Annotated in this window: 17 protein-coding genes; 7 read left to right on the top strand and 10 right to left on the bottom strand. The window is 69.9% G+C overall.

Translation table 11 applies throughout. The features are described 5' to 3' along the window. Positions 1-655: 655 nt before the first annotated feature. The 3 genes from GNZ18_RS15005 to GNZ18_RS14995 all read left to right on the top strand — a co-directional run bounded on the left by GNZ18_RS15005 (position 656) and on the right by GNZ18_RS14995 (position 4,171). Positions 656-2,266 (top strand): protein kinase family protein, encoded by a 1,611-nt coding sequence (locus tag GNZ18_RS15005; RefSeq protein ID WP_156217107.1) that lies wholly within the window; start codon positions 656-658, stop codon positions 2,264-2,266. 511 nt (positions 2,267-2,777) lie between these two features. Then, complete coding sequence (gene sigM / locus GNZ18_RS15000) at positions 2,778-3,386, top strand: RNA polymerase sigma factor SigM (protein WP_156217539.1); 609 nt, start codon at positions 2,778-2,780, stop codon at positions 3,384-3,386. Further along, positions 3,383-4,171 (top strand): anti-sigma factor family protein, encoded by a 789-nt coding sequence (locus GNZ18_RS14995; protein WP_156217106.1) that lies wholly within the window; start codon positions 3,383-3,385, stop codon positions 4,169-4,171. The genes sigM and GNZ18_RS14995 overlap by 4 nt, the downstream gene beginning before the upstream one ends. Before the next feature lie 274 nt (positions 4,172-4,445). Here GNZ18_RS14995 and GNZ18_RS14990 read toward each other — a convergent pair whose 3' ends face one another. Then, positions 4,446-5,018: a dienelactone hydrolase family protein gene (locus GNZ18_RS14990; RefSeq protein ID WP_156217105.1), complete on the bottom strand. Its 573-nt coding sequence runs from the start codon at positions 5,016-5,018 to the stop codon at positions 4,446-4,448. A gap of 343 nt (positions 5,019-5,361) precedes the next feature. On the opposite strand from GNZ18_RS14990, the gene trxB reads away from it, so the two are divergent. Beyond that, a complete protein-coding gene (gene trxB / locus GNZ18_RS14985; RefSeq protein ID WP_312874537.1) occupies positions 5,362-6,315 on the top strand; it encodes a thioredoxin-disulfide reductase in 954 nt (317 codons plus the stop codon). Between the two features lie 1,797 nt (positions 6,316-8,112). Here the strand turns inward: trxB and GNZ18_RS14980 are convergent. Further along, entirely contained in the window at positions 8,113-8,736 is a 624-nt protein-coding gene (locus GNZ18_RS14980) for a GNAT family N-acetyltransferase (RefSeq protein WP_214615692.1), read from the bottom strand. A 492-nt stretch (positions 8,737-9,228) separates the two neighbouring features. On the opposite strand from GNZ18_RS14980, the gene GNZ18_RS14975 reads away from it, so the two are divergent. Beyond that, the gene (locus GNZ18_RS14975) at positions 9,229-10,461 is read left to right on the top strand and encodes an aminotransferase-like domain-containing protein (RefSeq protein ID WP_156217536.1); all 1,233 of its coding nucleotides are present in this window, start codon (positions 9,229-9,231) and stop codon (positions 10,459-10,461) included. A 70-nt stretch (positions 10,462-10,531) separates the two neighbouring features. Continuing rightward, entirely contained in the window at positions 10,532-11,470 is a 939-nt protein-coding gene (locus GNZ18_RS14970; protein WP_156217104.1) for a D-alanine--D-alanine ligase family protein, read from the top strand. 1,084 nt (positions 11,471-12,554) lie between these two features. On the opposite strand, the gene GNZ18_RS14965 is transcribed toward GNZ18_RS14970, so the two are convergent. The 3 genes from GNZ18_RS14965 to rsmG form a co-directional block, all read right to left on the bottom strand. Then, a complete protein-coding gene (locus GNZ18_RS14965) occupies positions 12,555-13,559 on the bottom strand; it encodes a ParB/RepB/Spo0J family partition protein (RefSeq protein WP_214615694.1) in 1,005 nt (334 codons plus the stop codon). After that, a complete protein-coding gene (locus tag GNZ18_RS14960) occupies positions 13,556-14,434 on the bottom strand; it encodes a ParA family protein (RefSeq protein ID WP_372492314.1) in 879 nt (292 codons plus the stop codon). Before GNZ18_RS14960 ends, GNZ18_RS14965 begins: the two co-directional genes overlap by 4 nt. 404 nt (positions 14,435-14,838) lie before the next feature. After that, complete coding sequence (rsmG, locus tag GNZ18_RS14955) at positions 14,839-15,528, bottom strand: 16S rRNA (guanine(527)-N(7))-methyltransferase RsmG (RefSeq protein ID WP_312874535.1); 690 nt, start codon at positions 15,526-15,528, stop codon at positions 14,839-14,841. A gap of 175 nt (positions 15,529-15,703) precedes the next feature. Between rsmG and GNZ18_RS14950 the strand changes: the two genes are divergently transcribed. Next, the gene (locus GNZ18_RS14950; protein ID WP_156217102.1) at positions 15,704-16,168 is read left to right on the top strand and encodes a DUF6458 family protein; all 465 of its coding nucleotides are present in this window, start codon (positions 15,704-15,706) and stop codon (positions 16,166-16,168) included. Positions 16,169-17,058: 890 nt separating this feature from the next. Here GNZ18_RS14950 and GNZ18_RS14945 read toward each other — a convergent pair. From GNZ18_RS14945 to rpmH, 5 genes are read right to left on the bottom strand one after another with little or no spacing between them, the layout of a single operon-like run. Next, positions 17,059-17,544, bottom strand: a complete 486-nt coding sequence (locus tag GNZ18_RS14945) for a Jag family protein (RefSeq protein ID WP_156217101.1) — start codon at positions 17,542-17,544, stop codon at positions 17,059-17,061. Between the two features lie 37 nt (positions 17,545-17,581). Further along, positions 17,582-18,589, bottom strand: a complete 1,008-nt coding sequence (gene yidC, locus GNZ18_RS14940) for a membrane protein insertase YidC (protein ID WP_214615696.1) — start codon at positions 18,587-18,589, stop codon at positions 17,582-17,584. Then, positions 18,582-18,992 (bottom strand): membrane protein insertion efficiency factor YidD, encoded by a 411-nt coding sequence (gene yidD / locus GNZ18_RS14935; protein WP_156217100.1) that lies wholly within the window; start codon positions 18,990-18,992, stop codon positions 18,582-18,584. The genes yidC and yidD overlap by 8 nt, the downstream gene beginning before the upstream one ends. After that, positions 18,989-19,333, bottom strand: coding sequence for a ribonuclease P protein component (rnpA, locus tag GNZ18_RS14930; protein ID WP_246249902.1), 345 nt, complete (start codon positions 19,331-19,333; stop codon positions 18,989-18,991). Before rnpA ends, yidD begins: the two co-directional genes overlap by 4 nt. A 34-nt stretch (positions 19,334-19,367) precedes the next feature. After that, a complete protein-coding gene (gene rpmH / locus GNZ18_RS14925) occupies positions 19,368-19,505 on the bottom strand; it encodes a 50S ribosomal protein L34 (protein ID WP_131736510.1) in 138 nt (45 codons plus the stop codon). Positions 19,506-20,209 lie beyond the last annotated feature (704 nt).

Genomic DNA, 20,209 nt, shown 5'->3' with positions numbered 1-20,209 from the left:
GCCGCGCGGCAGCCGCCGGACACCGCGACACGTGACAAGGAGGAATGACGAAGCGGGGCGACGGGACGGGCGCGGCGCGGAGGAGGCGGCGCGGAGGGGGCGCGGCGCGGAGGAGGCGGCGCGGAGGGGGCGCGGCGCGGAGGAGGCGCGGCGCGGAGGAGGCGGCGCGGAGGAGGCGGCGCGGAGGAGGCGGCGCGGAGGAGGCGGCGCGGAGGAGGCGGCGCGGAGGAGGCGCGGGGGACGAAACTAGAGGACGAGGGGACAAGGTACGGGACGAGAGAGCTAGGCGTGGGTCGGGAGAGGCGACAGGTAGCGGGGTGGTAGGCAGGGGCAGGGTGACTGGGGGAAGTGGTGTGGCGGAGGGGTGGGGTGGTTGGTGGGGGTGGTCGGGGCGTGTTCGTTGGGGGTCGGGTGGGTCAAGTGATCGAATGTGCTGGAGGGTTGCTGGTCGGTTGCCGGGTCCGGGCTGGTTGGTAAAGCGAGGCAAAGTACACAGGACGCGCGGCGATAAGGAGGCCACTCGTGCGAGTAGCCACTACCATGTGGGGGACTACGGCTTGCGGGGCGACACCCTGGGGAACGCAAAGAGGAGGGTCGGAGGCGTAAGCTGCCACGCCACGAACATGGGATCTGACCACCTGTGCAGGACGTTGCCTTGAGCACGTCAGTCATCGAGCCCGGCACACGTCTCGCCGGCCGCTACCGGCTTGAGAAGCGCATCAACGATTCGGGCGGATCGGCGCTTTGGAAGGCCATCGACGAGATCCTTGCCCGGGCCGTCGCCGTCCGCACGTTCGATCCCGAGTTCCCCCGCGTCGGCGAGGTCGTCACCTCGGCGCGCGCCGCCAGCCGCCTCACCGATCCGCGTCTGACCCAGGTGTTCGACGCCGACGACAGTGGTGAGAGCGCCTATGTCGTGAGCGAGTGGGTCGTCGGCGAGACGCTTGAGCAGATGCTCGGCAAGGCGCCGCTGGAGCCGGGACGCGCCGCGACGCTGCTGTACGAGGCGGCCGAGGCCCTCGCCGCCGCGCACGCCGCCGGGCTGGCCCATCTGTGCCTCACCCCCCGTGACCTGGTCTGGACGACCGGCGGCACGGTCAAGATCCTCGGCATCGCCACCGACGCCGTTCTCGGTGACCGCTACGCCGACGACCCCGCGGCGGAGGACGTCCGCGGGCTCGGCCGCATGCTGTACGCGGCGCTCACCGCCCACTGGCCGGGCGACGAGGGGTCCGACCTGCCGCCCGCCCCGGCGATCGGCGGCGTGCCGCAGGCTCCCCGGCAGGTTCAGGCCGGGATCTCCCACGCGGTCGACGCGATCGTCTGCCGTTGCCTCGGCCTGGGTGAGGCTGAGGCGCTCGCCACACCCGCCGACCTGGCCAAGGCGTTGCGCGGGGTCCCGCGCACGCCGCTGCCGCTGTTCGCGGGCCTCGGCAACTCCCCGCCGCCGGCGCCGCGCCCCGCCCCGGTGGCCCCGCCGGCGCACAAGCATGCGCCGCCGCCTCCGCCGGCCGCCCCGGTACCCGCGCGCCAGCGCCAGCGCCAGCACGCCGCCACCCGGCCGGCCGCGCAGATCCCGGAACCGCGTGCCCGGGCCGACCACGGCAACACCATCCCGCCCGCGCCCACCGCCCCGGCCGACGCCACGACGGGAATGCCGCGCCGTCCCGCCAACCGGGCCCTGCTCGGCGTCGCCGCCGCCGCGCTGACGGTCATCGTCGGTCTCGGTGCTTGGGCGCTCACCGACAAGAGCTCGGGCAACAAGCCCAAGACCGGCGGCGTCACGGACCAGACCAAGACCTCCGCGCCCCCCAAGCCAACCGTGAGCAAGCTGACCGTCCAGAACGCGGACGGTTTCGAGAAGCCGATCGGCGGCCACCACGACCAGGCCTTCCAGCGGGACACCGGACTGGTCATCGACGGAAAGCCGAGCACGCTCTGGCAGACCCAGAGTTACGCCGACACCGATTTCGGCAACTACTCCAAGGGCATCGGCGTCATGCTCAACATGGGCCGACCGGTCAAGGTTTCCGCCGTCAAGGTGTACACGCCCGAGGCCGGCGGCGCCCTGCAGGTCAAGATCGGCAATTCCCCGTCCGGTGCGGACATGCGGCCCGTCGACCGCCAGCCGGGCACCGGCGGCGAACTCACCTACTCGGTGAATCCGCAGGTCTCCGGGCAGTACATCCTCGTGTGGTTCACCAAGCTTCCCTCCTCACTCAAGGGCAAGATCGGCGAAGTCGCCGTCTACGGCACGGCACGCTGACCGCCTCCGGCCCCTGTTGGCCCGGCTCTCTCACCGACTCGGCATTCCTCCACTACCTCCGCCCCTACCTCCTCACTTCTGATCATTCACCCTCGCCACGAGTTGCTCTCGCTCACGTTTCCCATGGCCTCCTCGAAGTCGGAAGGATGGATCTCGGGTCGGCGGGGTGCCCATGCCCGCCCCGAACCCGCTACGTTCATGGTCGAATATCTGCGTCGGCACGGAAAGTGGAACGTCGTTCTGTGGATAAGCCGGGGCGGGGGCGTCATCCGGTGGATCAGGGCATTCGTGGAGCAGGGCATTCGCGGGTCGGGCGAGGGAACGGACGGGGGTCGCGGGCTGTGACGTGGGGTGGCGCTTGTCGGTATCGTGCCTGTAAACGGAACGTCCTCTCCCCCCAGGAATCTGTGGTGTCTTCCCCAGCAGGCGCGGCCGGTCGCGGAAGCCCGGCAACGACCGGGCAGCCCGGGCGTCCAGGACGAGAAAGCGGTCGCTCATGGCGTCGGTGAGCATGCGTCGCGTGGACGAGATGCCTGACAAGGAGCTCCTGGCCAGGCACGCCGAGGGGGACCCGCACGCGTTCGCCGAGCTGGTGCACCGGCACCGCGACCGCATGTGGGCGGTCGCGCTGCGGACGCTCGGCGACCCGGAGGAGGCCGCGGACGCGCTGCAGGACGCATGCCTTTCGGCGTTCCGCGCCGCCGCGCGCTTCCGCGGCGACGCGGCCGTCACCACATGGCTGCACCGGATCGTCGTCAACGCGTGCCTCGACCGGATCCGGCGGAAGTCCGTCCGGCCCGCGACGCCCATGGGCGACGACGCGACCTTCGACGCCATCGCGCCGAAGATGCCCGACCCGACGGACGCGCACGGCGTGTCCCTCGACGTCCACAAGGCCCTGCTGCACCTGCCGTACGAGCAGCGCGCGGCGCTCGTCCTCGTGGACATGATGGGGTATTCGGTCGACGACGCGGCGAAGGTCCTGGAGGTGCCACCCGGGACGATCAAGAGCCGGTGCGCGCGCGGACGGGCGAGGCTCGCCCCACTTCTCGCCCACCATCGGAACCGACGGGAGCCCAGGAACGTCGGAGGTGTGGAAGGAGGTGGCATGCCCAAATGAACCCCGCGCACCTTGACTACGACGTCCTGGCCGACCTGGCTGAAGGACTACTCGAAGACGACCAGGCCGCCTCCGTCAACGCGCACCTCGACACCTGCGCCGAATGCCGGGAGCTTTCCGCCGACCTTGCGGACGTCTCCCGGATCCTGGCGGAGGCACCCGTCCCGTCCATGCCCGCGGAGCTGGCCGAACGCATCGACTCCGCCATCGCGGCGGAGTCGCTGAACAACGCCACCGTCGTGAGCATGGAGCAGCGGCGCGGAAGGCGGCATTGGCGGATACTGTCGGCGGCGGCCGCTACGGTGGTCGTGCTCGGCGGCGGAGCGGTGGTCAGCAAGATCGCCTTGGACGGGTCGAGCGGCGACGATCATCGGAGCGTCGCGCGGAGCCCTGTCCAGGACGCCACCAGGCCGCAGGGGTCCGCGCCCGGAGCGGCTCGGCAGTCGCCCTCTGGCCAGACCATGCTGAACGCCCCGTCCTATGTCGTCGCGCGTAGCGGCACCGACTACACCACCGGTGACCTGGGCCGCCAGGTCGACCGCCTGGTGGGCAAGCAGGAGCGGACGAAGCAGTACGGCGACCCGCCCGACCAGCGGCTCGTGGGCTGCGTCAACGGCGTCACCAGCGGAAAGGCACCGGCGCTCGTGGACCGGGCCACCTTCGAGGGCAAGCAGGCCACGGTGATCGCGATCCGCGGCGACAAGCCGGGCAACTGGAACATCTGGGTCGTGGGACCCGACTGCACCGCCCAGAATCCGCACATTCTCAAGCACGAGCCGGCCTGATCTCCGTTCTGAGGCCGGCGGCTTCGCCCCCTTGCCCGGGGGCTCTTGTTTCCTTTGTACGACCGCGAGGTCGGCTTGGCCGTGGACGGCATGCGCACGCGTGTCGTCCACGGCCTTCGCGGTGGGATCAGCGGATCCGGGGGCGGTCCTCCGGGACGTCCGTCACAGATCTTGAAGCTGACCGTCCTGGCTCGTTTTCAGTGGGTATCGCCATCGCGGCCGGCGGGGTGCCGAGCGCGCCGCCATTGACGGCCGACCTCGGCGAACCTGCTGTTCAGAGGGGCGCCAGGAAGTCGAGGGCGGCCGCCCAGGCGGCCTCGGCCGACTCGGCGTCGTAATCCGGCAGGTCGGGGTCGGTGAACATGTGTCCGGCGCCGCGATACCGGAAGACCTCCACGTCCGCACCCGCCTTGGTCATCCGCAGGTACCAGGCGTTGACCCAGTCGACGGGCTCGTAGGTGTCCGGGTCGGCGACATGGAACTGCACCGGAATGTCGGTGGCCGCGTCGTCCGCCAGGTCGGACGTGCCGTGCATCAGCAGCAGTCCGCGTGCCTTGTCGTCCGCGAGCGCCAGGTTCTGCGCGAGCGCGGCGCCGAGCGAGAACCCCGCGTACACCACACCGCCCTCAACGGTCAGCGGCGCCGCCGCGGCGACCGCGCGGCGCAGCAGCTCGTCCCGGCCGATCTCCTCCTTGATCGCGATGCCCTCCTCGGCGGTGTCCACGGTCCGTCCGTCATAGATATCCGGGACGTGGACCTCGTGCCCGGCGTCGCGCAGCCGGTCCGCCGCCTGGTGGACGGCGGGGCGGAGTCCGTACATCGAGTGGATAAGCAAGATACGAGCCATGCGCACCAGCCTATGGGCAGATCATCGGCTCCGTTGGCCGCCGAAACGGGTGTCGGACGACCCGCGCCGACATCTCTTTTCGTCGGAGGCGTGACATGACGTAGGTGACGGTCAGGGACGGTGCCGCGCGGACGGGGCGGGTCGAAGGGGGACGGGTTATCCACAGGGCTCGGCAGTTCGGGTGAAGGGAATCCTTGGGGCCTAGGATCGGTTGTGGCGACTGGCAGGCCTGGTCGTGCCGGACGGGCACCATCGGCGGACGATGGGAGCGCGGGAGGCGGACGCCGTGGCGGCCAACGAGAGATCGTCCGGCACCAGGGCCAACGAGGAGAGGCACAGAACTGTGAGCGACGTCCGTAACGTCATCGTCATCGGCTCGGGCCCCGCGGGCTACACCGCCGCGATCTACGCGGCCCGCGGTGATCTGAAGCCGCTGGTGTTCGAGGGGTCTGTGACCGCCGGTGGTGCGCTGATGAACACCACCGACGTGGAGAACTTCCCCGGGTTCCCCGATGGCGTCATGGGCCCCGACCTGATGGACAACCTGCGCAAGCAGGCCGAGCGGTTCGGTGCCGAGCTGATCACCGACGACGTCACCGAGGTCGACCTGACCGCCGATCCGAAGGTCGTCAAGGTCGGCGACGAGACCTACCTCGCGCGGGCCGTGATCGTCGCCACCGGCTCCGGCTACCGCGAGCTGGGGCTGGAGAACGAGAAGCGCCTGTCCGGACGGGGCGTCTCGTGGTGCGCGACCTGTGACGGATTCTTCTTCCGCGAGCAGGACATCGCCGTCGTCGGCGGCGGCGACACCGCGATGGAAGAGGCGATCTTCCTCACCAAGTTCGCCCGCTCGGTCACGGTGATCCACCGCAGGAACGAGCTGCGCGCGTCCAAGATCATGCAGGAGCGCGCGTTCGCCAACGAGAAGATCAAGTTCCTCTGGGACAGCGAGGTCGTGGAGATCCACGGCGACGACCGCATCACCGGCGTCCAGACGCGCGACGTCCGGACGGGTGAGCAGAGCCGCCTGGAGGTCACCGGGCTGTTCATCGCGATCGGCCACGACCCGCGCAGCGAGCTGTTCGCCGGCCAGCTTGAGACCGACACCGACGGCTACCTGCTCGTGGACGCGCCCACGACGAAGACGAAGATCCCCGGCGTGTTCGCCTGCGGCGACGTGGTCGACCACGTCTACCGCCAGGCGATCACCGCCGCCGGCAGCGGCTGCGCGGCCGCGATCGACGCCGAGCACTGGCTCCAGGACCAGGACGCCACCGAGACCGTCCCCCAGCCCTGACCCATCCCGACATCTCGGACGCGCGTCGCCCCGACATGGAGGCGCGCCACGACGGCCGCACGCCCGACGGACAGCGACGCGAGGCCGCCGTGGACGTCCGGACGTCCCCGTCGCGACGGCCGACGTCGCGTCCAGATCTCGGCACAGCACGCCGGACGCCGGACGCCAACGATGCTCGACCGTGTCGTCCTCCCACCAGACGACGACACGGTCGGCCGGTCGTTCCCGACATCGCCCTAAGGCTCCGCCCCAACGCGTCCTCAGCGACGTCGCCGACACCGGCGCGGCGCTGCGCGAGCTGCGGCGGGTGGCCGAGCCGGGCGGGCGGCTGCTGAGGGCGCATGGGGGGCCACCGAACGCACGATCGTCGAGTTCCCCGCCGAACGGCCGCCGGTCAAGAGCCCCCGGCCGAGGCGGCGAATCGGGGAGGCTCGACCTCGACGCTCCGGCGGCCACATCGCGGCCGCCACGGTCCTCCACCAACCCGACATTCACACGACCCAGGCGATAGCACCGCCGACGTGTCGTCTGCTCGGCGCTACGACGACACGCCTCAACCGACTGGACGACACGGCAGGGCAAGCACGACGACAGCCGAGCCCGCGCGTCACGACCGGACAGCCAGGCGACGACGCAGACGCTGCGTCGCAGGACGTCGTCCGCTGTGGAACCGCACATCGGCGACAGCGCCTCCAGACCAAGCGCCGCGGCGAGAAACGCGGTTCGTCAGCCGGACCGGAGTAGCAAGACCTGAGTCCGGGGGGCGACACGAGCCGGATTCGTGCGGATCGGGCGGGCGACGCGCAGGTCGTCAACACTGTGACCGCTATGAAGGGCTGGTAGGGCAGCGACTACGTCGCCCCATTACCGCCTCGCGGACTCCCGCGACCACCTGCACGCCTGTCGCGGCATTCGCCCAGCCGCCACGACACCTCAGCGACCGTCGCCCAGAATGCGCCGTCGCAGACCAGGCCGTCGTGCGAACGATCAGCCGTCGCGCCTTGGGCAGGAGAGGGCGCTCCGACGTCGCGGTCGCCCAGACAACGTCGCCGCACCGGGGGGAGCGGCCTATCCAAGCGTCGTCCCGACAAGGTGCCGCTCGGCGTCGCACGACGGACCATCGCCAGCCAACGACGCGCACAGCGCGCCGGCTCCTCCGCCCCTCAGCACCTACACACGTGCCTGCGACACCCAACACCTCAAGGCGGCCCCCCAAGGCCACTTGCCTGAGCCACCCCACCCGAGCCACCCCACCCAAGCCACCGTCCGAGCAGCCCCGTCCGAGCAGCCCCGTCCAAGCTCCCCGGTCTAGCGGCCCGGTCTAGCGGCCCGGTCCGAGCTGTCCCACCCGAGCCGTCCAGTCCGAGCCGTCCCACCCGAGCCGTCCCACCCAAGCCATCCCACCCAAGCCATCCCGTCCGAGCTGCCCCGGCCGTCCCGTCCGGTCCGAGCGGCCCCCGATATCTGACGGACATCTGACCCGCGCCTCCGCTCACCCCTGGCCGAGACACCCCACCCAGGGGTGCACCCCCGTCGGGGCAAACCGGTCGCGGCATGTCGTCGGGTGCGCCCGCCCTCTTGGCAGCCGCCGGGCGTATCGGAGCCGAGCTGCCGCGCGCCGTTCGCCGAACAGGACCAGCCTCCGAGGCTCGGCTGCTGCCGCACAATTGCCCTTGTTGCGCCAGCGTGCCCTCGGCTGCCGAAGTTGGCCGGGCGCTGCGGCAGCCGCAAGGAAGCTCATCAGCGCCGTTGTCCAGGCTCCGAGCCGCTCCGCTGAACAAAACGGCTCAGACCGCCTCAGACGGGTCGGAGTGCGCCTTCCGGACTCATGGAGCCGAGGAGACGTTCCAGGGCCACCTCGACGTCCTCACGCCAGGACAGGGCGGACTTGAGCTCCAACCGCAGCCGCGGGTAGCGGTGATGCGGACGGATGGTCTTGAACCCGACCGAGAGGAGATAGTCGGCGGGCACCATGCAGCCGCCACCCTCCTCGGCGCCCTTGAGGTCGCCGAACGCCTCGATGGCCTTGACGGCGCGCCGGGTGAGGTCCTTCGCGACGCCCTGGACGAGCATCCGGCCGAGCCCGCCGCCCGAGAACTCGGGCAGGATGTGCGCGGTCATCAGCAGCACCGCGTCCGCGCTCACGGGACTTGTCGGGAACGCCACCGATCGTGGGACATACAGCGGCGGTGCGTAGAGCACGAACCCCGCCGGAACGTTGTCGACGTAGACGAGCTTGCCGCAACTGCCCCACTCCAGCAGCGTGGAGGAGATCCACGCCTCCTTCTCAAGGCCGGAGTCGCCGCTCTCCAGCGCACGGTCACGGCTGACGGGATCGAGCTCCCAGAAGACACAACCGCGACAGCGATGCGGTAGATCGTCCAGGTTGTCCAGCGTGATGTTGACGAGTCGACGCGACACCGGGTCGGCACCCCCCTGTTGCGAGCCTCGCCCGCCGGCCGAGGCCCCGAGGTGCCGCGCGAACGCGGTCCATCGGTGGGCCTCTCAGGCGGAACGCCACTCCGCGGAAATCCCCGGCAACCCTCCGGGACCCTCCGGCATCGTATCGGACGAGGAACTCTCCGACTTCGCGCGGCACGCCCCCACCGAGGCACCGTTCAGAAAGGCCGGAAAAAGCTAGCAACTACCCCAAACAGTCGACGAGCAGCACGACCGAGCCCTCCCGGATAGCGGCCCGCCACAGGACGCAGGCGGGCACCGAAAGACCACCGGGACGCCTCGTTCAGCGAGAACACGAGCATCCGAACGGATCTCCAGGTACGGGGTTCGCCGGAAGCTCCCAAGGCCGATGCCGTAGTTTGCAGGGAAGTCAGCCCACCTCGGAGGTGCCTCGTGGAACAGCACTCGCGGACAGATGCCTACACCGATCGCTACGCCGCCCGTGCCGCCGGCATGGTCCCGTCGGAGATCCGGGCTCTGTTCGCGATGGTCGCCCGCCCGGAGGTCGTCTCCCTCGCGGGTGGCGCGCCCTTCGTCTCGGCGCTCCCCCTCGACGCGGTCGGCGCGATGATCGGCGACCTCGTCGCGGGCAAGGGCGCGGAGGTGCTGCAGTACGGCTCGGCGCAGGGTGACGAGACGCTGCGCGAGCACATCTGCGAGGTGATGGCCCTCGAAGGTGTCCAGGCGTCCGCGGACGACGTGGTCGTGACGGTCGGCGCGCAGCAGGCCCTCGACCTCATCACGAAGATCTTCATTGATCCGGGCGACGTGATCCTCGCCGAGGCGCCGTCCTATGTCGGTGCGCTCGGCACATTCGCCGCGTATCAGGCGGACGTCGTCCACGTCCCCCTGGACGAGGGCGGCCTCATCCCGTCCGCGCTCCGCGAGACCCTCGACCGCCTTCGCAGGGAAGGCCGCCGGGTCAAGTTCCTCTACACCGTCCCGACGTTCCAGAATCCGGCCGGCGTCACCCTCACCCCGGCCCGTCGCGCCCAGATCCTTGAGATCTGCGCCGAGTACGACGTACTGATCGTCGAGGACAACCCGTACGGCCTCCTCGGGTTCGACGGCGAACCCATGCGCGCCCTCCGCGCGGACGAGGCCGAGCGCGTCATCTACCTCGGATCCTTCTCCAAGACGATCGCCTCCGGCCTCCGCGTCGGCTGGGTGCTGGCGCCGCACGCCGTCCGCGCGAAGCTGGTCCTGGCCGCCGAGTCCGCGATCCTGTGCCCGTCGAACTTCTCGCAGCTCGCCGTCCGCGAGTACCTCGCAACCCAGCCATGGCGTGAGCAGATCAAGGACTTCCGAGAGCTTTACCGGGCGCGACGCGATGCGATACTGGCGTCCCTCGACCAGCTCATGCCGGACGGCTGCTCCTGGACGCGTCCCGCCGGTGGCTTCTTCGTCTGGCTGACGCTCCCCGAAGGGCTCGACTCCAAGGCGATGGCGCCACGCGCGATCGCCGACCGCGTCGCCTACGTCCCCGGCACCGGCTTCTACGCCGACGGTGGCGGGCACCGCCACATGCGGCTGTCCTACTGCTTCCCCGAGCCTCACCGCATCCGCGAGGGAGTCCGGCGTCTGGCGGCGGTGGTGGAACAGGAGATCAAGCTGCGGGACACTTTCGGTGGGGCGGCTCGTTGCGGCTCCACCGGTGTTCACACCCCGGGGCCGGACGTCGTCTGAACCCTATGTTTCACGTGAAACGCGTCGGGGATGCCCCGGCGCGTTTTCATTCGTCTGAAGGGCAACTGCATTGGAACTCGGGCATGTCGTCGTACTCGCCGGGGGACTGTCCTATGAGCGCGAGGTCTCGCTTCGCTCCGGACGACGCGTCGCGGAGGCCCTGCGCACCCTCGACATCCCCGTCGAGCTTCGCGACGCCGACGCCACCCTCCTCGACTCGCTGACCGACGATCCGCCGGACGCGGTCTTCCCAGTACTGCACGGCGCCGCGGGGGAGGACGGCTCGATCCGCGACGTCCTCGAACTCCTCGACATCCGCTATGTCGGCGCCCGCCCCGATGCGTGCCGGGTCGCCTGGGACAAGCCGACCGCCAAGTCCGTCGTCCGCCGCGCGGGACTACGGACCCCCGAGTCGGTCGCGCTGCCCAAGGAGGTCTTTCACGATCTCGGCGCCGCGTCCGTCCTGGACCAGATCGTCCGCAGCCTTGGGCTTCCGCTCTTCGTCAAGCCCACCCGTGGCGGTTCGGCGCTCGGCGCGTCCATCGTCAACGAGGCCTCGGACCTCTCGGCCGCCATGGTCGGCTGCTTTGCCTACGGCGACGCCGCACTTGTGGAGCGCTGCGTCTCCGGCACCGAGGTCTCGGTCAGCGTCATCGAACGCCACGGCCGGCCGACCGCGCTCCCCGCCGTCGAGATCGTCGCACCCGGCGGCAAGTACGACTACACCGCCCGCTACGACGCCGGCGACACCGAGTTCGTCACCCCCGCGCGCCTCGCCCCCGAGGCCGCCGAACGCGCGACCGCCGCCGCCGTGACCGCCCATCGCGCGCTCGGCCTACGCGACCTCTCCCGGACGGACCTCATCGTCGACGAGGACGGCGAGGTCCACTTCCTCGAAGTCAACGTCGCCCCCGGCATGACGGAGACGAGCCTTCTCCCCCGCGCCGTCAGTGTCGCCGGCCTCGACCTCGGCGAGGTCTGCCGAGACCTGATCCTCGCCCGCTTCTAAGCAGCCCGCCGTCTAGCCCCCGATGTTTCTCGTGAAACATCGGGGGCTTCGAGTCTGCTGAACGCCGCCGCATGGTGTGACGCGTAGCGGTGCCCGAACGCCAACCTCGGTGTTGGGACGCGCCGGATGCACGCGGGGGAGGCGGTTAGGGCGCCGATGCACGTCGGCATGCGACCTCCGAGTCGTAGACGATCGCCCGGCTGAAGATGCCCGCGCGGACTCTTGCCCCGCCGCTCCGGGTCGGCCGACCTGAACACGCATCGAAGCTCCCTACGTGTGCGTCCGGCTGCTCGCCCATCGAAAGCCACTACGCGCCACGCAAACGCAGGCAGCCCCTCAGCCGCGTCGCGCATGTCGGCCACTTGATGTCGGATGCGATCGCGCCCCCTTGGCGCCCCCGCCACCGCCCACAGGCGCCATCCACCAGAGTGCTTCTATCCAGACCTGCGTCCGGCATCCCTCTGTAGGCAACCTGGCTCGCCTCGCGCTCGGTCGACCCCACCGACGCCATCGCCTGTGGACGGCTTGAGTCGTCACACGGAAGGCTTAGCCACCCTGCCCACCAACGTCGGTCATCAGTCGGACAGCGTGCATCAGCTAGGAGCACGCAGCCGTAGACGCTCCCGGCCTAGGTGGGCCCGGTGGCAACGCGGGCACGCGTGTTCGCCTACAGGCCACCGCCGAAGTCCCGTTCGCCTACCAGGACACCGCCGAAGCCCATGGCTGACGCTGGGCGCGCCAGCTCCGCTCGATCACCGATATGCCCACGTATGCTCCGCCGGAGCAGCCCTGCCGTTCTTAGCGGTGGTTCGTTCGCGACTTCACCCGCGCCGCCTCAGCTCGTTGACACGCGTCGTCCGGCGATGGCCACCGCCACCAACCACGCATCGAGAAGCGCCGTCCTACGTCACAGCCGAACTGGCCTCGCTTACCGGTTCGCCCCGAGGCCCCTCTTCCAAGCGTCCGGCAGCAGAGCCGCCGATCACCCCGCCCCGTCGGACAGCCATCGCGATCGGAGCACCAAAGGAAGAGCGCCCCAAGGCGCAGCCGCCCCGGGACGCTCATGTAGCGCTGCCGCGCCGTGTCACGCCGATCCGTTCAGTCCCTCGCCATCGGGCTCGTCGTCCGGCGCCATCGACTTGATGATGCGGTCCAGGTCCTCCAGGGTGGCGAACTCGACCACGATCTTTCCCTTATTGCGGCCCATATCCACCCGGACGCGCGTGTCGTAGCGGTCGGAGAGCCGGTCGGCGAGTTCCTTCAGGGCCGGTGCGACGGGCTGCCTGCGGCGCCCCTGCCGCGGAGCCTTCGGCTCCTCGTCCACCTCGCGCAGCGCGATGAGCTCTTCCAGCGCCCGGACGGACAACCCCTCCTGGACGATCCGCTGCGCCAGGTGCTCCTGCGCCTCGACGCTGTCGAGCGACAGCAGCGCACGGGCGTGCCCTGCGGACAGGACGCCGGCCGCGACGCGGCGCTGCACGGCCGGCGGCAGGTTCAGCAGCCGCAGCGTGTTCGTGATGTGCGGGCGGGAGCGCCCGATCCGGCTGGCGAGCTGCTCGTGCGTGGCGCCGAAGTCCTGGAGCAGTTGCTGGTAGGCGGCCGCCTCTTCCAGCGGGTTGAGCTGCTGCCGGTGAAGGTTCTCCATGAGCGCGTCACGGAGCAGGTCGTTGTCGCCTGTGTCGCGGACGATCGCCGGGATGACGTCCAACCCGGCCATCTCGGACGCGCGCAACCGGCGCTCGCCCATGATCAGCTCGTAGTCGTATTTCTCCAGGTCCGCCCTGCGGACCACGATCGGCTGGAGCAGTCCGACGATGCCGATCGACTCGGCGAGCTCCTCCAGCGCCTGCTCGTCGAAGTGCTCGCGAGGCTGCCGCGGGTTGACCGTGATCGACCGGAGGGGCAGCTCGGCGAAATGGGCTCCGGCGACCGTCTTCATCTCCGGACCGGCATCCGAACCCGTGCTGTGCGGACCGCCGGGCAGGCCCGGTTCGCCCGCACCGCCCAGTTCTTCCGCCACCGGGGGAGGCGGGGCGGGGGGGATGAGTGCCCCGAGGCCCTTGCCCAGACCGCGTCGCTGCTGGCTCACTTGGTCGCCCCTTGGTGCGCCATCTCCGACGCGGCCTCACTGTAGGCGAGCGCGCCGCTCGACCCGGGATCGTAGGTCATGACCGACTGCCCGTAGCTCGGTGCCTCGGAGACCCGAACGCTGCGGGGGATCACGGTGTTGAGGACGACGTCACCGAAGTGGTTCCGGACGTCCTCCGCGACCTGGGCGGCGAGGCGCGTCCGGGCGTCGTACATCGTGAGCAGGATCGTCGAGACGCTCAGCCTCGGGTTCAGGTGCGCCTTGACGAGATCGACGGTGCGGACCAGCTGGCCGAGGCCCTCCAGCGCGTAGTACTCGCACTGGATCGGGATGAGCAGTTCGTCGCCACCGACGAGCGCGTTGACCGTGAGCAGGCCGAGCGACGGGGGACAGTCGATCAGCACATAGTGAAACTTCTCGGTCTCGTACGCCTCCAGCGCGCGGCGCAGCCGGGACTCGCGGGCGACCTTGGAGACGAGTTCGATCTCCGCGCCGGCGAGGTTGAGCGTCGCCGGAGCGCAGAAGAGATTAGGGATCTCGGGTGCCGGGACGACGATGTCGGCCAGCGCCGCGTCCTCGATCAGCACGTCATAGATGGACGGGATCTCGGCATGGTGCTCGACCCCGAGGGCGGTGGAGGCGTTCCCCTGCGGGTCGAGGTCGACCACGAGCACCTGGGCGCCGTGCATCGCGAGGGACGCGGCGAGATTCACCGAGCTGGTGGTCTTGCCCACCCCGCCCTTCTGGTTGGCGATCGTGATGATCCGGCAGTGATCCGGCCGGGGCCACTCCTTCTCCCTGCGGCCCGACATCATCTTGAGCGTGCCAGCCGGTGTTTCACGTGAAACCTTGGCGTCCTTGAGCGCCTCGCGCACGAGTTCTGACTCCCCCTGAGATGGTCCCTTGCGCGGACCCGACGGCGGCTGAGCGCCGGCATGTGTCGGTACATAACCGACGTTCTCCGCGGTCCCGGACGTCGTATTGCCCCACATTGCGTGCCCGGACGGAGCAGTGCCCGACCCCGGCTCCCCCGGCGTCCCGGAACTGCCGTTCTCCTGGACGATCTGCCCGGGGACACCCTGCTCCTGGCCACTCGCGGCCTGAGGGCCGACGGTCTCAGCCGGGCCGGTCTGACCAGAAGGCCCGGCTTGTCCGGCCGCCCCAGCCACTCCGCCAGGACCGGCGGGCTCAGACCGCCCAGGCCCGTCGGCCTGGGCGGGCGCCTGATCGTCGGGGGATTCGTCGGCGCGGTCAGGCCAGCCCCGTCCTGGTCCCGTGCTCATGAAGACCTCTTCCTCGACGCTTTAGCGCGCCGGGGCGCGCGTTGTTGTCGCCCGACCGCTCCGTCCCGGACGACCTCCCGGTCGGTGACCACGCGGACGAGCGTTGTCGGCGGATCGACCATACCGCGCCCCACTTGAAGCAGTTCGGAGGTCCGCACACCGAACCGCTTCAGTACGGGACGCGCCTCCTCCAGCTCCGCCGCGGCGCGTTCGCCCTTGAGGGCCAGCAGTTCCCCACCCGGACGCAGCAGCGGAAGCGCCCATTTCGCGAGCCGGTCGAGGGGGGCCACGGCCCGCGCGGTGGCGACGTCCATCGAGAACTCCTCGACCACCTCCTCGGCCCGCGCCCGCCGGACCTCGACATTCGGCAGCCCGAGCAGCTCGACGCACTCGTTCAGGAAGGTCGTGCGGCGCAGCAGGGGTTCCAGCAGCGTGACCCGCAGGTCAGGGCGGACGATCGCGAGGACGATCCCCGGCAGCCCGGCACCCGAGCCGACGTCCACGACCTGCGCTCCGTCCGGGATCGCCTCGGCCACCACCGCGCAGTTGATCAGGTGCCGTTCCCAGAGCCGGTCGACCTCGCGCGGCCCGATCAGGCCCCGCTCGACGCCGGCGTTGGCAAGGAACGCCGCGTAGCGCTCCGCGATCGGAAGCGCGTCACCGAATACCTCCCGTGCAGTCCCCACCGTACGAATCGTTCCACAAAAACCGGCGCGGACGTACACACGAAACGTCCCAGCCCAGAGACGGGGCGGCCCTTCCCACATGGTCAGAACCACACACCCGTCGGCATATTCGCCGTCCACCGGGTACAGGAAGGGTCGGTGTCACCGGCGCCTGCCCCCGGAAGGAGCTTGGCACATGGGAATCGGAGTCAGTCTCGCGTTCATCGCCCTCGGTGCGATCCTCGCGTTCGCCCTTCGCGTCGATCTCAGCGGACTCGATATTCACCTGGTCGGATGGATCCTGATCCTGGTCGGCTTGATCAGCATGGGTTTCACCCTGGCGTACACCCGTCCTCGGCGTCGCGCCGGCCGGGTCGTCGGGACGGACCCGGCATATGGCGACGAGCCGGGCACGATCGTCCGCGAGGAGCACATCGTCCAGGATCCCCCGCCCGCCGCGGGTGGGCCCGTCACGCGGATCGAACGCGTGATCGAGCATCCAGTGGACGAGGTAACCCCGCACGGCCAGGTGGAGCAGGACCCTTCCTTCGCCCAGGACCCTGCGAGGGCGCAGGATCCCTCGCTCGCGCAGGATCCGGCGGGGGGGAACAGGCGGCCCCTACTGTCCGACGACCGCACACCGCACCAACGGCGGCGGTAGGACCTAGCGCTCGCTCGGTGTGTCGCCTCCGTCCGCGACACACCGAGCGCTAGCGAGCGTCTCAGCTCAGGAACTGCCTGCTTACGCCCACGGCAGCGTCACGAAGCCCTCGCTTCCGGGTTCCTGAGGACCCGACACGCGTTTCCAGCGCGGGCACACGGCACAGCCAGCGCGGCGGCGATCAGGTCGCGCCAACGTGAGCCACGGACAACCGGTACTGCTCTGCCATCGACAGAGCCGGCCAACCCGCCATTCCGTTCACGCCCCGCCCCGGGACCGCATGGTCCCGCCGGGCCATCAGCGACCAGCCGGAACGCGTCGTTCGACGCCCCGCCGAGCAGACACCCGAGCCCAGTACGACATCTCCTTCGGCGCCATCGCACCGCCACCCCGTCAGACGCGGTGAAGCTGCTCAACATCCGCGAAGCTCCTGAGACAACTGCCGATGAGGGCTCCCACGGACGCGTTCGTCGTCGGGGGGCGCGCTCGTCCCGCTGCCACAAGACAACGGGTGACAGGGCCTCGGGCTCCGGGACAAACCAGCCGCTTCTCCCCGCCCAGAACAAGGGCCTCAGCGCCCGCAAGCCGCCCGAATCACCAAAACAGCGGCGACCCGACGACCGCCAGGAGATCCGTCGGACGACCGCCACGAGGACGGCCCTGGGCAGCTCTTATCCACAGAACCTCGTTCCACTTCTCTCCGCCTCCCCAGCACGGAAGCATGAAATGCGAACGGCCCCGGCAGGTGGTGCCGGGGCCGCGAAGGGAGCTGCGGATGATAGGCCGAACTCTTGGACCTTCTTCGCCAGGTCGGTCGGTGGAGAACCGATCCCGCTCGAACGAAGGCGAGCCCGCCCGCCGTCATGGATCAAACGGGCGGCGCCACGTCCTCAGGCGGGGTAGACGACCACGTAGCGGTCGGGCTCCTCCCCGTCGGACTCGCTGCGGAGCCCGGCGGCGGCGATCGCGTCGTGAACGATCTTGCGTTCGAACGGGGTCATCGGGGCGAGCGGCTTGGGCTCGCCGGCCTGCTTGACCTCGTCGGCGACGTCCGTGCCCAGCTTGGTCAGCTCGGCGCGGCGGCGTTCGCGGTAGCCGCCGATGTCGAGCATGAGGCGGGTCCGGTTGCCCGTCTGGCGGTGCACGGCGAGCCGGGTCAGCTCCTGCAGCGCCTCCAGGACCTCGCCGCGCTTGCCGACCAGCTCGTCCAGGGAAGCGCCGACGACCGCGACGATCGCGCGCTCGCCCTCGACGTCCATGTCGATGTCGCCGTCGTAGTCACCGATGTCCAGCAGGCCCTCGATGTAGTCGGCGGCGATCTCGCCTTCCTGTTCGAGCGCCTGGACGTCGACCTCGGTGGTGTCGGTCTGGCTCAACGGGATCTCCTTCTCGGGCACGGGCTCGGGGTTCAAACTAGCGCTTCTGGCTACCGCTGCGCTTGCTGCGCGACTTGCGGGTCGGCTGGTTGCGGACGACCTTGGCCTTGGTGTCCTCGGGCTCGGGCTCCGGAGCCGTCTCCTTCTTGAGCCTCGCCTTGACTCCGGAGGCGGCGGGAGCGGCCTTTGACCCGGCCGTCTTGGTACCGGCGGCCTTGCCCTTCGCCGGGCCGCCCTTGGGCGGGGCGCCCTTCGCGGGGGTGCCGTTCGCGTCGCCCGTCGTGCTGAGCGGTGGGTACCGCTTGTAGATGTAGTGCTGCTGGGCGAGCGTCCAGCTGTTGGACGTCACCCAGTACATGAGAACACCGAGGGGGAAGCCGAGACCGAAGAGACCGAACAGGGGCGCCAGGAAGACCATCATCTTCTGCGCCTGCATCATCGGGTTGGCGTCGTCGGTGACGGGCTGGCGCTTCATGCTGGCCCGGACGGTGAAGAACGTGGTGCAGGAGCTGATCACCACGGCTATGGCCGTGACGATGATCGCTGTCCAGCTCTTGGGGTCGGCGCCCCAGGCGTTGAGGAAGGTGTCCGGGATGTGGGCACCGAAGATGTTCGCGTTCTGGGCGCTCTCGACCAGATCCCACTTGAGCGCGAAGACGTCGTGGCCTTCCTTCGCGTCCGAGATCCGCTTGAGCGTCTGGAACAGACCGATGAACACCGGCATCTGCACCAGCAGCGGAAGGCAGCCGGAGAGCGGGTTGGCGCCGTTCTCCTGGTAGAGCTTCATGACCTCCTGGTTGAGGCGCTGCTTGTCGTTCTTGTACTTCTTGCGCAGCGCCTGGACCTTGGGGTTGAGCTCCTGCATCTTCCGCGAGGCGTGGATCTGCTTCACGAAGAGGGGGACCATCGCCAGCCGCAGCAGGACGGTCAGCAGAATGATCGAGCCGCCCCAGGCCCAACCACTGTCCTTGGGGACGACGGTGCTCAGCGCCGTGTGAATCCACACGATGAGCTGAGCGACGATCTCGTACAGCCAATCAAGCACCGGGCAGCTCCTTGGGCTCTGCTAGGGCGGGACCGCTCTCCTCGCGGCCGGAGTTCGAAGAAGCCGCCGCGGACAGCGACTGGGAGGCCGACCCTCCAGGCCCCCCGGAGAAATGCGCACCGGCCGCCTTCTTCGGCGGCACCGGGTCATAGCCTCCGGGGTGGAAGGGATGGCACCGGCCGATCCGGCGGACGATCAGCCACGTTCCGCGCGGCGCGCCGTGCGTCTGGAGCGCCTCCAGGCCGTACGCGCTGCATGTGGGCTGGAATCGGCACTGCTGCCCGAGCAGGGGACTCAAGAAGCGGCGGTAGGCGCGGACGAGAAGGATCAGCACCCTGGCCACGGGGCCTGGTGCCCCCACCGGGTGCTGCGAGGGGAACGAGCCCCCCTGCCGACTCCTCATCTTCGCCCCTTGGACGCGGGCCGCAGCAGCCGATCGAGCGCCGACTCCAGATCCGCGGCCAGTTCGTCAGGACGCGCCTTCCCCGCTGCGGGGTTGGCGCGCACTACGAGCAGGCTACCCGCTGGGAGTCGGTCCAGTTGCCGCCGCACCAGGTGCCGGAGCCTGCGCCGCACCGAGTTGCGGACCACGGCGTTCCCGACCGTCCGCGACACGATGAATCCGACCAACGGGGGCACCGCTTCGGCACCCTCGTCCGGTGGAAGCAGGTGAGCGACGACATTGGGCCGTCCGGCGCGGCGACCGCGCCGGACGGCCAACGTGAAGTCGTCCCGCCGCCGCATCCGGTTCCCGGACGGCAGCATTGAGAGAGGTCGATCAGACCGCGATGCGGGCGCGGCCCTTGCCACGCCGCCCGGAGAGGATGGCGCGCCCGGCGCGGGTACGCATGCGCAGCCGGAAGCCGTGCTTCTTGTGGCGACGACGGTTGTTCGGCTGGAAAGTACGCTTGCTCACCTGAGGCTCCAGTGCTGCGGTCGGTTCGTCTTCAAGGGCTCGATAACTCGCACCGAGGGTCGCGTCTGGTCCCCCGCAGCGGGGGCCCACCCGTGCTTCCCAGGAGGGGCAGCCGGCGGGCACGCGTCAGCTCCATCGATGCGACTCGACCTCAGAACGTTACGGGTTACCCGCCCATGCGGTCAAACGGAGCGAACCCCGCCCGCCGCCCCGATCCGCCAACGCCACCTCCACCGCCCCTCCCAACACGTCGCCACACCGCTCACCGCGTCGCACTCCACCAAACCAACGCGCCATACCCGACTCACCCGCCCCCCAGCACCCAGCCGGCTACCCGCTCCAGCACCCGCCCTCGTCATCTCCTCAGGGCGTCGTCGCAGACCACCAGGAACCGCTGGCGCCCACCGGCACGGCCTTCGCCACCAGCTACCGGCGCGTCCCTGGGCGCAGGGCTCGCTGAGCGATTCCCGCGTCTGTTCCTCGCCACCCCCGCGCGGCCAAACCAAGAGCTGGACGACCCGCGCGCCGCACGTGCCGAAGACACCGGCCAACCGATGGTCGCCCTGTCGCCTGCCCGCGTCGCTGTCGTGTAGTGCGCCCCCGACATTGGGCCGCGCCACTGTCCTCAGGAGTCGCGTCGCAAGTGCGCCTTCGCGCACCGCTCAACCGCCGCCGTCGCGGGCCTCAGCCAATAGCGACGCGCG

It is taken from the genome of Actinomadura litoris (assembly GCF_009733595.1).
GTDB classification, from domain to species: Bacteria; Actinomycetota; Actinomycetes; order Streptosporangiales; family Streptosporangiaceae; genus Spirillospora; species Spirillospora litoris.
The sequence above is the reverse complement of the archived record's forward strand: the minus strand, read 5'-3'. Positions and strand labels throughout refer to the sequence as shown.